The 13090-nt window shown below is 60.9% G+C and carries 10 protein-coding genes; 3 read left to right on the top strand and 7 right to left on the bottom strand.

Annotated elements, in window-relative coordinates:
* Nucleotides 1-92 precede the first annotated feature (92 nt).
* From Pan189_RS00885 to serC, 3 genes are all read right to left on the bottom strand, one after another.
* The gene (locus tag Pan189_RS00885; protein WP_145362091.1) at nucleotides 93-1040 is read right to left on the bottom strand and encodes a WD40 repeat domain-containing protein; all 948 of its coding nucleotides are present in this window, start codon (nucleotides 1038-1040) and stop codon (nucleotides 93-95) included.
* A 633-nt stretch (nucleotides 1041-1673) separates the two neighbouring features.
* Nucleotides 1674-2576: an alpha/beta hydrolase gene (locus Pan189_RS00880; protein ID WP_145362090.1), complete on the bottom strand. Its 903-nt coding sequence runs from the start codon at nucleotides 2574-2576 to the stop codon at nucleotides 1674-1676.
* Nucleotides 2577-2641: 65 nt separating this feature from the next.
* Complete coding sequence (gene serC / locus Pan189_RS00875) at nucleotides 2642-3730, bottom strand: 3-phosphoserine/phosphohydroxythreonine transaminase (RefSeq protein ID WP_145362089.1); 1089 nt, start codon at nucleotides 3728-3730, stop codon at nucleotides 2642-2644.
* A gap of 208 nt (nucleotides 3731-3938) precedes the next feature.
* On the opposite strand from serC, the gene mutS reads away from it, so the two are divergent.
* Nucleotides 3939-6539 (top strand): DNA mismatch repair protein MutS, encoded by a 2601-nt coding sequence (gene mutS, locus Pan189_RS00870; protein ID WP_145362088.1) that lies wholly within the window; start codon nucleotides 3939-3941, stop codon nucleotides 6537-6539.
* A gap of 61 nt (nucleotides 6540-6600) precedes the next feature.
* On the top strand, nucleotides 6601-7314 hold the full coding sequence (locus Pan189_RS00865) for a heme-binding protein (protein WP_145362087.1): 714 nt from the start codon (nucleotides 6601-6603) through the stop codon (nucleotides 7312-7314).
* A 13-nt stretch (nucleotides 7315-7327) separates the two neighbouring features.
* On the opposite strand, the gene Pan189_RS00860 is transcribed toward Pan189_RS00865, so the two are convergent.
* The 3 genes from Pan189_RS00860 to Pan189_RS00850 all read right to left on the bottom strand — a co-directional run bounded on the left by Pan189_RS00860 (nucleotide 7328) and on the right by Pan189_RS00850 (nucleotide 10185).
* A complete protein-coding gene (locus Pan189_RS00860; RefSeq protein WP_310820903.1) occupies nucleotides 7328-8095 on the bottom strand; it encodes an SGNH/GDSL hydrolase family protein in 768 nt (255 codons plus the stop codon).
* Nucleotides 8096-8297: 202 nt separating this feature from the next.
* The gene (locus tag Pan189_RS00855) at nucleotides 8298-9338 is read right to left on the bottom strand and encodes a DUF1559 domain-containing protein (RefSeq protein ID WP_145362086.1); all 1041 of its coding nucleotides are present in this window, start codon (nucleotides 9336-9338) and stop codon (nucleotides 8298-8300) included.
* Between the two features lie 133 nt (nucleotides 9339-9471).
* Nucleotides 9472-10185 carry an HAD family hydrolase gene (locus Pan189_RS00850; protein ID WP_145362085.1) on the bottom strand — a complete coding sequence of 238 codons (714 nt, stop codon included), beginning with the start codon at nucleotides 10183-10185 and terminating at the stop codon, nucleotides 9472-9474.
* A gap of 192 nt (nucleotides 10186-10377) precedes the next feature.
* Between Pan189_RS00850 and hpnH the strand changes: the two genes are divergently transcribed.
* Complete coding sequence (gene hpnH / locus Pan189_RS00845) at nucleotides 10378-11520, top strand: adenosyl-hopene transferase HpnH (RefSeq protein WP_145362084.1); 1143 nt, start codon at nucleotides 10378-10380, stop codon at nucleotides 11518-11520.
* Nucleotides 11521-11786: 266 nt separating this feature from the next.
* Here hpnH and Pan189_RS00840 read toward each other — a convergent pair whose 3' ends face one another.
* Complete coding sequence (locus tag Pan189_RS00840; RefSeq protein ID WP_310820902.1) at nucleotides 11787-13061, bottom strand: glycosyltransferase; 1275 nt, start codon at nucleotides 13059-13061, stop codon at nucleotides 11787-11789.
* Nucleotides 13062-13090: the final 29 nt, after the last annotated feature.

The following is a 13090-nucleotide window of genomic DNA, read 5'->3' as shown; positions in this document are numbered from 1 at the left end:
AACGCGAACGGAAGAGTACCCAGTGAGAATAACCGAACCGCCACCCGAAATTCGACCGCGATCGGAACACCCGCCCAATCAAAGGCGAATTCTCAAGCGTCGCCGCCGGTAAAGTCGTCGGAATCTTGCGGGCCCAGCGGCGTCCACGCCAGCCGCGCGACCCGGCCCCCTTCCGTTCCGCACACGATCGAATGCCCGAAGGCGTCGGCTCGTAGAAACTTGACTTCACGCGGTGCCAGGCCGGTCCAAATGACTTTGCCCTTCGTGGTCAGCCGATAGATGTGCCGCTCAAGCGTCGTGGCGATGATGTAACGCCCGTCGTAGGTGACGGCCACGCGATGCGGAGTGCCCTCGATTTGCAACGCGCCCCGATTTCGCCCGCCCCGGCCGAAGAGTTGAATCCCATGGGCGAACGCCGCCGTCGCAATGAGACTGCCGCTGCCGGAGACACCGATCGCCCCAATGTTGCTCCACAGTTTCTCGTCCCACAACGCTTTGCCTTTGAGCGAGTGTTCGCACAGCAGACCGTATTCGGCGGCTTCGATCAGCGTCGGCTTCGTCGCCAGAAATACGATGTGGGCGATCGGCCGGATCGTGGCGAATTCGGCGACCGTCTTCAGCTTGCCCGACTCGGTACTCACGATGCGAACCTGTGAGTTCCCCAGCGCCACTGCGAGATTCCGGCCGAACGGATCGAGGGCCAAGCCGTGAACCGGATCGGGCAGATCGATCGACTTCGTGACCCCGAGCTTCCGGTTCAATAAAGAAACGCGATTGCGTCCGTGACTGGCGGCGATCGAATCACCCGAGTCCGAAATCGCGACTTTCGATAAGCCCTTCAGCCCCCGCGTGACCGCAGCCACGTGCCCGTCACGGTCGAGCAGATAGACGCCGCCCGATTCGTCCGCCAACACGACCTCATCGGTCTCGCGGGCCAGCGACACGTCGACCAACGGTGCATCGGTCGTAAAGGACCAGTGCGTCACCGGCGGTTCGCCCGAGTGCGTTTGTGCCCAGGATGTACCCTGCGTTTCACTCATTGAGCAGGTCGGATTCGATCGAAGACGAGGTGTTCAAGAATGAACTCTACCCCGACCGAACACGAGGGCAAATCCTCGCGCCCAACAAGCCGAGGTTCCTGAGAACCGCGAAACGAGCGCGCGGCAACGCTCGCTCACAGAGTGCCGGGGGCGTGTCGCCCCCGCAGGGCAGACTCGGCCCGCTTCTTGCATCGCACCTATTACGAAGCCTAAAAACCTGCCGGGAAGCAAAGCAGTGCAAGAAGCCCACGAACACCCAGAGACGGGGGCGACACGCACCCCGGCACCCTATTCCCAGCAAGCCGAGGTTCCTGAGAAACGGTGGCCGAGCGCGGGGACTCATGTCGACAACACCTTCCCGCCTCACCCCGTGTTCGATCCGCACTTCTCAGGAAGTGCGGCTTGTTGATGGATGCCATATTAATTCTCCTCACAAGCCGCGCATGTAGTAAGCGGATAGAGCGAGGCTTTAGGATACATCGATCCGCTTACTTCGTGCGCGGCTTGTCGGCCATACAACAAGCCGAGGTTCCTGTGAACCGCGAGGCGAGCGCGGTCAAACCTCGAGGAACTTAACCTGCATCCCCCCGCGCTCGGCCACCGTTTCTCAGGAAGCGGGGCTTGTGATCGGGCTCACTCCGCTTCGGGGATCACGCCGTTCTTTTGCATCCACACTTCGGCGAGTTTCGGCCAGCCGGTGACGGCGTGTTCGCTGGGGCGAAGGCCGTAGCCGTGGCCGCCGGTGGGGAAGACGTGCATCTCGAACGGTACGTCGGCATCCCGCAGCGCCATCCCGAACATCATCACGCCGTTGACGTGGGTCGAAGCCCGTTTGCCGTCGCGGCCGTCGTCGAACGTGTGGACCATGAACATCGGCGGGGTGTCTTCCGGCACGTTGAGGGTCGACTTCGCCGAGAGCGCGTCTTCGCCGGAGAGATAGGCTGCGTAAATCGGCAGCGCGAAGTCAGGCCGACAACTGACTTCGTCAACCTCGTCGATCGATTCATACATCCGCTCGCCGAACTGCGTCGCCGTGCGGACGGTGAGATTGCCCCCGGCTGAAAAACCGAGAACGCCGATGCGTTCCGGGTCGAGGCCCCATTCATCGGCCTTGCTGCGGACGAGGCTCATCGCCCGCTGCGCATCCTGCAGCGGCGGCTTCCAAAAGGTGAGCTTGTCCCGCCGGGGCACGCGGTATTTCAGCACGATGCCCGTGACGCCGTTCTCATTGAGCCACTCGGCAACCTCGGTCCCTTCGAGATCCCAAGCTAAAATGTGATACCCGCCTCCCGGGCAGATCACGACAGCCGCCCCGTTGGGGTTCTCCGGCTTGTAGACCGAAATCGTCGGCTTTGAGACATTCGAGACGCGGATGATCGTCTTGACGTCGGTGACCGTCTCCGCCTTCTCCGGCCCGATTTCCTTCATCTCCCCCGGCGGCTTGCCGGGCCACACATCGAGGACAACATCCGGCTCGGCAGCCAGCCCGATTGCGGGGGCAGTAAAGAGTACAATGCAGAGTAGTTGCGTTTTCATTTTCGATCTCCGGGCGCTGACGCTTACGGCTCGCCAAGTCTTCTCTAGCCACTGGCCTCTCGACTCTAGCCTTTTTCAGCCTCAAAGTCTTTCATGGCCTCAATTAACGCGTCGATTCCTTCATCGGGGAAGGCGTTGTAGATGCTGGCCCGCATGCCGCCGACGCTGCGGTGCCCTTTGAGGCCGTCCATGCCGCGCTGCTTGCAGAAGGCGACGAACTCCGCGTCTTTGTCGGCATCGCCGGTGACGAAGCAAGCATTCATTTTCGACCGGCTGTCGACGTCGGCGGTGCCGCTAAACAGCGAGCTTGCTTCGAGGGCGGCGTAGAGCTTCGTCGCCTGAGCTTCGTTCCGCTCGGCGACCGCGGCGAGGCCGCCTTGGCCTTTGATCCATTCGAATACGAGCTTCATCATATAGATGCCGAGCGTCGGCGGCGTGTTCGACAGGCTGCCCGCCTCCGCCTGCGTGCGGTATTGCAGCATCGTGGTCAGGTCGCCTGAGCCGCTGTCGACAACGTCTTTGCGGGCGATGATCAGCGTGACGCCGGCGGGGCCGAGGTTCTTTTGGGCCCCGGCGTAAATCAGGCCGTACTTCGTGACGTCGATCGGTCGGCTGAAGATGTCGCTCGATGCATCAGTGACGAGATACGCCCCGTCCGGGCACTCCGGTTCGACGGCGAACTGCGTCCCGAAGATCGTGTTGTTCGACGTAAAATGCACGTAGGTCGGCGAGTCGCTGTAACTGACGTCCTTGGGGATGTAGCAGAAGTTGCGATCCTCGCTGCTGCACGCGACATTTACGTTGCCGAACAGCTTGGCCTCTTTGATCGCCTTCTTCGACCACGAGCCGGTGTTGAGGTAGTCGGCGGTTTTGTCGGGCGTGAGGAAGTTCATCGGCACCTGCCCGAACATCAGGCTCGCACCGCCCTGCACGAAAAACACGTGGTAATCGTCGGGGATATTCGCGAGTTCACGGCAGGCGGCCTCGGCTCCTTCGCAGATCGCGGTGAAGGTCTTGCTGCGGTGGGAATGTTCGGCAATTCCGATACCCGTGCCGTTGACGTCGATCAGAGCTTCGGCGGTCTGCTGCAGCACCGGCACCGGCATCGTCGCGGGGCCTGCGGAGAAGTTGTAAATGCGGTCGGCGGTCGCCATCGGGGCGCTCCGGTGGGAAGAGAAAGAGTGCGGGAAGTCCAAGCGATTTTGTTATCGCGTCTCGATTCTCCGTTTGCAACGCAGGGGCCGCAGGGTTGAGATTTCGCCCCAAACGGCGATTGTTAAGCCGCGACCGGCAGGGAGCGCTCCCTATCGGTCGCGGCTAAACGGACTCTCGACTCTCGCCTCTCGACCCTCGACTGTAGCAATGCCCAAACTCACCCCCATGATGCAGCGCTATCAGGAGGTGAAACGGGAGAACCCCGAGGCACTGCTGCTGTTTCGGATGGGCGACTTCTACGAGCTGTTCTACGAAGACGCCGAGGTCGCGGCGAAATCGCTCGGACTGACGCTGACCAGCCGGGATAAGAACTCGGACAACCCCGTGCCGATGGCCGGGTTCCCCTATCACGCCCTGCGGCCCCACCTGCAAAAATTGATTCGCCAGGGCTTCCGGGTTGCCGTTTGCGAACAGGTGGAGGACCCCAAGACGGCCAAGGGCATGGTCAAGCGGGAAGTGACTCAGGTCGTCACGCCCGGCACGCTGACCGACGACGACCTGCTCGACCCGCGGGAGAGCAACTTCCTGTGCGCCCTGCACGCCGACAAATCGGGCACGTGCGGCCTCGCGTGGATCGATATCTCCACGGGCCGATTCGTGGCCGCCGATTTACCCGAAGCGCACGTCATCGACGAACTCGCCCGACTCGACCCTTCGGAGGTCTTGATCTCCGAGGAGCAGCCGAAAGCGGTCGTCTCGGTCCGGCAGCAGTGGGAGGGCACGCCGCTTTACACCCCCCGTCAGCCTTGGTCGTTCGGCAATGACGAATCGCGCCGGTTGCTCAACGAGCACTTCGGCACCGCCACGCTGGAAGGGTTTGACCTCGACGACGCCGGCCCCGGCGTGACGGCGGCGGGGGCGCTGCTCGACTACGTTCGCGAAACGCAGAAGACCGCCCTCGGGCACATTACAATAATCGAACCGCACCGCCGGGGCGAGCGATTAATCATCGACGAGGCAACCCGCCGAAGCCTTGAACTGACGCGGACGATCCGCGACGGCGAACGGGCCGGATCGTTGCTCGCCGTCATCGATGAAACCGTCACTTCGATGGGAGCACGGTTGCTGGCCGATTGGCTATCCGGACCATTAACCGACGTGAAAGCAATCAACGCCCGCCTCGACGCCGTCGAAGAATTGCGACGCGAAACGGCGCTGTGCCGGAACGTTCGAGAGCAACTCGACGAAGCCTATGACCTGGAGCGGCTCACGGGACGCGTTGCGACGGGGCGGACGAGTCCGAAAGACCTCGTCTGCTTGGGCAAAACACTCGCGCTGCTTCCAAAACTAAAAGCGAAACTGAGCGGACGGGGCGCCTCGCTGCTGAATTCCTTGGAAGCCAAGCTCGATCTTTGTCCGGAGGTCCGAACCGACATCGAAAAGTTGCTGGTTGAAGACCCGCCGCTGTTAACGTCCGAAGGCAATATGATCAGGCCGGGCGTTGACACCCGGCTCGACGAACTCCGCGAATTGGCCCGCGGCGGCAAGGCATGGATTGCCAAATACCAAGCAAAGCAGAGCGAACGGACCGGCATCCCCAATCTTAAGGTCGGCTTTAATAAAGTCTTCGGCTACTACCTCGAAGTGACGGCAGCCCATCGCGACAAGGTCCCCGACGACTTCATTCGCAAGCAGACTCTTAAGAATCAAGAACGCTATATCACACCGGAGCTAAAGGAATACGAAGACAAGGTCCTCGGCGCTGAGGAAAAGGCGATCGCACTGGAACAGCAGTTATTCGATGCCTTAAAGACTCGCGTGGCCGAATACGTCCCGCGGTTGCAGCAGACGTCCGTGGTGCTCGCGTCGCTCGATGTGCTGGCGGGACTGGCAACACTCGCCGGGTCGCGCGACTATTGCCGACCGGAAATGACCGACGAACCCGTGCTCGATATTACAGACGGTCGTCACCCCGTGCTCGATCGCTTAAGACCGTCGGGCGAATTTGTTCCCAACGACATTCATCTGGGGGGTGAGCACGAGGCGATCGTCGTTCTGACCGGCCCCAACATGGCGGGTAAGAGCACCTATATTCGTCAGTCGGCCCTCTTAACGATCCTCGCACAATTGGGATCGTTCGTCCCGGCGACATCGGCAACAATCGGCGTGGCCGATCGTGTTTTCGCCCGCGTCGGGGCCAGTGACGACGTGGGCCGCGGGCAGAGTACCTTCATGGTCGAAATGACCGAGACCGCCCGCATCCTGCATGCCGCGACGAAGCGAAGTCTCGTTATTCTCGACGAGATCGGCCGCGGCACGAGCACCTACGACGGCCTCTCCCTCGCGTGGTCGGTTACTGAATATCTACACGACTCCGTCGATTGCCGCACGCTGTTCGCCACGCACTATCACGAGCTGACCGACCTGCCGAAGAGCCTCAGCCGAGCCGGCAATTGGCACGTGGCCGTCCATGAAGCCGACGGCGAGATCACCTTCCTGCACAAGATCGTCCGCGGCGCCACAAATCGCAGCTACGGCCTGCACGTCGCCTCACTCGCCGGCGTCCCGAAGCAGGTCGTCGACCGGGCTGATCAAATTTTGGAAAGCCTCGAAGCCGAGCCGGCGGAAGGAAACGCCAAACGTCGCCCCGGACCCAAGCGGACGCGTAAGGAAAAGCAAATCCCGCTGTTCGCTACCGAAGAGCATCCTATGATCTCCCACCTGCGGGAGTTGGACGTCGATGCGATGACGCCACTAGAAGCACTCCAGGAAATTGCCCGCATCCGCGAGCGACTTCGTAGCGAATAATGCTTCAAGCAAAGCCCACGCGTCACACCGCGTGGGAAAATCATCTCACGTGGAGGCGAATATGTTCGGTTTGCGGATCGCGATGGCGGGGTTCTTTGCGCTCGGAGTGAGCATGGCGGCGAATGCGGAGGATCTCGAAGATTCGGTGGAGGTGGGCAAAGTCATCTCCCGTATCTCCGGCGACGCGGAGTTGAAGATCGAACAGTCCGACGACAAGACGATTTACGTCGCCGGCGAAAGCAAAGTCGACACGCCGCTACCGGTCGGGTATCCGCCGCCCACACCGCCGGGGGTGATTGAAATTAAGCAGTACCCCAAGGTCCGTCGGGCAACGGTCGGCGGGAAGGGCAAGAGTGCCCTAGATCCGATGCGCGGCACGACGGGCGCGTTCTGGCCGTTGTTCGCCCACATCAAGTCGCGCGGGATCGCGATGACCGCGCCCGTCGAACTCGACTACAGCGACCTCGATGACGCAGACGGTGAGATTGAGTGGTCGATGTCGTTTCTGTATCGAAGGCTGGATCAGGGCCCGACGAACGACGGCGTGATCGTTGATGTGGTCGACGCCGAACCGGTGACGGTGATCTCAATAGGTCACCGCGGAGATATGGACGGCGAAGCCTTGCAGGCGGGACTTCAAGAATTGCGAGAGGCGATCGAGAAGTCGGAGAAGTGGCAAGTCGCCGGCGACCCGCGGACGATGGGATATAATGGCCCCAACATTCCCCGAAAGAATCGCTGGTGGGAAATCCAATTGCCAGTGCAGGCGAATTAATTAACGTCGAGAGTTATTGAGCGTAAGTGATACCGAAGACGGCGATATCAGCTCGACCGCGGTCCGTGTTCACGGATCGCTGAATCGCCTCGACCAGTTTCTCCCCGCCTTTCGCCGATGGTTCGATCGGGTTGGCATAGTCGGCCTGATTGTCGAATAACGTGCGCAGGTCAATCACGTTAAGTTTTCTCTTAATTGCCGCGCGGGTGATGACGTCATTAAATAGTGCGAGGGCGGTCACCGACATGCGTTGCTGGGTGCCCTCCCCGAAATTCGGGTCGTAAATCGTAAGCACAGTGGTCGGAAGCTCGCGGTCAAGCACGCCGTCGAGCATTTTCTCGTAAGTCTTTCTGAAGTCGTCTTGCAGCTCCGCGAGTTTCAAGACCGCTTCGCCGACCGACGATGCTTCTTCCGCCAGAATGTAGGACGACTGCAACGCATCGTTTCCGCCCACGCTCACGATGAGATGCGTGGCGTCGTCCGGCACGTGTTTTAATTGCGCGGCCACGTCAACGGTCGTATCTCCGTCGACGGCGAGAAGCGTTGCCACGCTGCCTTCGGGAAGAGCGGCATCGAGCTGCTCAATGACCGACGGGTCATCGCCGACATAGACGCCGTTGTCGAAGATCGAGTCACCGAGAAGGACGATGTGCATCGGGACGTCTTTCTCGGTGTCAGGACTCGGATCCGCGGTTTCAGCAATCGGTGCGCCGCAACCGCAGCAGGCAGCGACGATACAAACAGCGATGACCGACGCGGCTTTGATGACTGGAGCTGGCATTCTTCGGGCAATCGTCAGTGTTTGAATTCGAACCATAAGCCGCGCACGAAGTAAGCGGATCGAGATATCTTGGCGTTATTAAGTACTGAAAAGATACCTTGAAGGATGCAGGGAAGACTTGCGTAGGAATCCCTTGCTTGCGCTGCGGGCTTGTGTGGGGGCGATGTCCGCTTATTTCGTACGTGGCTTGGCGTTAAACACCTTAGAATTCGCCGATGACCTGGCCGTCGTTTCTTGCGCCGAGATTTCGCCAGATGGTGAGGTCCAGGTTCTCCGAGATGAAGCGAACCGAGCCGTCCATTAATGTGACTTGAACGCCGCCGGTGTGATAGCTGCGGGAGGTAATCGCCGCATAGGTGTCGCAAAACATATCGGAGCAAGAGGTTTTGCCTTCTTGCTGGCTGTTGTAGTCGACATCGTATTCGACGCCACTGTGTGTGAGCGGCACACGAGTGTTGGGTCCAAGCATAACGGTAAACCCGCCGTGGTGAACGCGTCCGTCGGGCCATTCGGTATGGCCGGTCGCCTTGCCGGGCTCAACTTTATAATCGCCGATCCCGGCATTGATCGCCGTGTCGAGCTGAGCCAACGTGGAAGCCGCGTCGGCCGGCACCGTAGCGGACGGAACCGTGTCGTCATTGCGAACGTAGGAGGTCCACGCTTTCACCTCGGCCACCATCAGCGTGTTCGATGTGCCGTCGGTACAGTCGCGAAAACCAAGCTTGGCGTTCGGATGAAACATCCCGTTACCGATCGCGTTGTCCTCGGGGTTCCACACGAACCACGTACCGGCATTAAAAGCGTAGGTGGTCGGGTAGAGCAGAGGTCGACCGCTACCCGGGTCACGCACGACGTGGGCCTGCGGGTCGGTCGGACAGGCGTACGTCGAAATCTTAATACCGCTGATTTCGGGCTGGGTGTCCCACGCTTCATCAAGATCGACCTGCGAGAACAGGTTGCCCTGTTCCAGCATCGGTAAAATGCGACCGTGCACCGACCACGATCCGTTGTTGCTGCCGAGCGAGCCGCCGATCGACCAGCACGATAGCGGCGGCAACGCCGAGGCGACCTCGAAGTAATTGTGAACCGCCAGTCCCAATTGCTTCAGGTTGTTTTTGCACTGGGATCGCCGTGCCGCTTCGCGCGCCTGTTGCACGGCGGGCAATAACAGGGCGATGAGGATCGCGATGATCGCGATCACCACGAGCAATTCGATGAGGGTGAAACCGTATCGGCGGCGCATGGCAGTCCATCCATCAAGAAGGGAGAGGCACAAGACCCGCGTGTGCCGGCTGGGGGCGGGACAGTTCATCAGCGGCATGGACGCCACCGACCCTGTAGACGATCCACTCCGCCCGAGCTAACAGCGCACCGCATCAATTCGCTTCCAAAAAGCAGAGAACGTCGCGGAGCTGCGTGACACAGTTTTCTTCGCCGGAGCAGCCGGGATCAAGCAGAAGCGCGCGGCAGCCGAGCTGTGCCGGACCTTCGCGATCGGCCGCCGGTTCATCCCCAATGAATAGCGTCTCAGCCGCAGTGGTGCCGCAGGTTTCGAGGACGATTTCATAAAACCTGCGATGAGGTTTGCGGTAGCCGATTTTCGACGAAATAACCCGATGATCGAAGAGCGGACCCACCGGTGAGGCGTCGAGAATCCCATCGAGCCGGGCGTCGAAGTTCGACGCGATACATCGCACGACACCCCGGAGACCGAGGGCCGTCAATACCCGTTCGGTCTCCGAATCGAACCGCCAGGACGTTGGCTGAGCGAAGTGCTCATGCAGTTGCCGAAAGCAGGCCTCCGGGTCAACGACATCTCGAAAGACTTTGCCGACGACATACCGCCAGAACTCGTATTCGATCGCGTCACTGGTTTCGAGTTCGGTCTCCGCCCGCGACGTAAATGCTTCTCGAAAACGGCGACCGACCTCGTCGCGACTGAGCGATGAGCCGTGCTGCCGCCCGATCTCGTGATAGGCGGTCACGACGTCGGGCTGCGGATGGAGCACGGTGCCGACGGCATCAAAGACGACGGCTCGCAGCGGAGGGTGATCGTCGACTGAGGTCGAGCCGATGGGAGATTGATTCATGACACGATTGTGGGTTCGACCTCTTCGGATATGCCAGCTCGTCGAGCGATTCGTTGCCGCATCCGACCTTTTGACCGACGGGTGTCGTGCTGACTTCTGCGGCCAAGTCTGTTATAGACCGGACAATTGAATGATTCTTCACGCGGTATTGACCGCATTCGAATCGACCCGTGGCGGAAGGAGTCCGGACCGATGGGCGTTCCCGTATCGCAGATGTGGACCGTGGCGAGCTACGTGCTGGGCCAGAAGGCGCGCGGTCGGAAGCGCTATCCTTTGGTCCTCATGCTCGAGCCGCTGTTTCGCTGCAATCTTGCCTGCGCAGGTTGCGGTAAGATCCAGCATCCGGTCGAAATTCTCCGGAAGAACCTATCGCCGGAAGACTGCGTCAAGGCCGCCGAGGAGTGCGGGGCTCCCATCGTCTCGATCCCCGGCGGCGAGCCGCTGCTTCATCCGCAAATCGACGAGATCGTCGACGGACTGATTGCCCGCGGGAAGTACATCTATCTGTGCACTAACGCGCTGCAATTGGAGAAGAAGCTCGATCTGTTCGAACCGAACAAGCAGCTCTCGTTTTCGATTCACATCGACGGGCCGCGGGAAGAGCACGACGAAGCCGTTTGCCGCGAAGGCGTTTACGACATCGCCGTCAATGCGATTCGGGCCGCGGTGGGACGCGGGTTTCGCGTCACGACGAACACGACCGTCTTCAACAATGCCGACCCGCAGCGGCTGCGTGAAATGTTCGATGAGCTCACCGACCTCGGCGTCGAAGGAATGATGCTCTCGCCCGGTTACCCCTACGAAAAGGCTCCCGATCAGGAGCACTTTCTGCATTTGGGCGAAACGGTCGAGCTGTTTCGCCGGATATTGGACCGACCGAAACGGCGGTGGGTCTTCAATCAGTCACCTTTGTTCTTGGAGTTCCTCCGAGGCAATTGGAATCTCGAGTGCACGCCGTGGGGCAGTCCGACTTACAACATCTTCGGCTGGCAAAAGCCCTGCTACCTGCTGCAGGACGGATACGTCGACACGTTCGACGAATTGATGGCGACGACCGACTGGGACGCGTACGGCAAATCGAGCGGCAACCCCCGCTGCACCGACTGCATGGTCCACTGCGGCTACGAACCGACTGCCGTCTCTGCCACGTTCGGCAGCCTCGGCGGTCTCGCCCGCGCCGCCGCGGTGACGTTGGGCGGGTTGAAGCCGCTTCGCGAGGCAACGCCCGTTGCGAGCGAACCGATCGTCACCCCGTTGAGCGTGCCGGAGTCGCGTGTCCCAGCCCCGCATCGTAATCGTGTGGAAGATCGCGAACTTGTTCAAATCGATGTTTAACAGCGTCGATACAAGCCGCGCGTTCGCAAGAACCGCGGAACGAGCGCGGGGAGCGACCCTGTTCCCTCTACCAACCTCATCCCGCGCTCGGCCACGCGTCTCAGGACGCGGTGCTTGTGTTGAACCGAACGATCCCTTCGCCCCACAAGCCGCGCGTTCGAAAGATCTGCGGACCGAACGCGGGGAGGAACCCCGTTCCGCTCGACCAACCTCACGCCGCGCTCGGCCACGCGTCTCAGGACGCGGTGTTTGTGTGAATCGCTCGATTACTCCGTCGTACGACGCGACTTGGGCAAAATCGCTTTGCCGATCGCTTCGAGGTTGCCGCTGAACGCGTTCCACTCGGCTTCAAGCACATCGAACGCCGACCACTGCTGCTCGGCGTCTTTTTCCGTGCGGCGTTTGACGACCAGGTCATAAAGGTCGAGGGCTCGCTGCGCCGTTGTGCGAATGGAGAATTCGCGGGCGGTCTCGGCGACGCCGGCGGAGAGCTTCTCCAAGCGATCCGCCGGTGCTTCCCGCACCCACCGCAGCGCGGCGGCGAACGATTCTCGATCTTCGGTCTGTAACATGCGACCGTTGACTTCATCCCGCATCACGTCCCGCACCCCGCTGGCCGCCACGGCGACGACCGGGACCCCGGCCGCCATGGCCTCGGTGAGCACCATCCCCTGCGTTTCGCTTTGCGAGGCGAAGGCGAACACGTCCATCGCGTGATAGGCATCGATCAGATCCTGTCCACTCAGTCGGCCCGGCGTGACGAGCCGGTTCTCAAGGCCCGCCGTTCGGAAAATCGACTGAATCTCCGCCAGCGCATCCCCTTCGCCGACGCATAGGAAGCGGGCATCCGGCGTCGACTGAAGGAATTCTGAGACCGCATCGCCGAGGAATCCGCAGTTCTTCTCCTTCGCGATTCGACCGACGTGCCCGACCACGAAGGCATCCGCCGGAACGCCGAATCGCTTTCGGACGCGGCTCCCGTCGCCGGCGCCGAACTTCTCGACGTCGACCCCGGTCGGGATAATCTCGATCCGGCTGTCGACGTTATGGGCCCGCAGGTCACGCCGAATGCTCTCGCTCGGCGCGACGACCGCATCGCAGGCGTTGCAGTATGAGTGCGTCAACCCCCACAGCATCCGCTGCACCGACTGACTCAGCCCTTCGGTCTCGGCGTAAATCTCGTAGCGTGAGTGATGCGTGTAGACGAGGGGCACGTTCCAAACGCTAGCGCCCCGCTGTGCAACGCGGCCGATCAAGAACGGATGATGCGAGTGAATGACGTCAGGATCGAATTCGCTGAGCGTCGCGGCGATCAGACCGGGCAGGGGGAGTGGAATCGAATACCGCCGCTTGTAAGCCTTGAACAAGGCGGGAAAGCGAACGACGTCGGTTTCTTCACCGGGCACCACCCCTTCGAATTCGGGCGCCACAACGACGACGCGATGTCCCCGGCGGCGGTATTCATCGGTAAACCGATGAATGCTCTCCGTGATCCCGCCGACGAGCGGGTCGTAGATGTTGGTGAGCATCAAGATATTCATCGCCGCCATTCCCTCACTTCGCATTCTAA

The sequence above is a fragment of the Stratiformator vulcanicus genome (assembly GCF_007744515.1).
Taxonomy (GTDB): domain Bacteria; phylum Planctomycetota; class Planctomycetia; order Planctomycetales; family Planctomycetaceae; genus Stratiformator; species Stratiformator vulcanicus.
The sequence above is the reverse complement of the archived record's forward strand: the minus strand, read 5'-3'. Positions and strand labels throughout refer to the sequence as shown.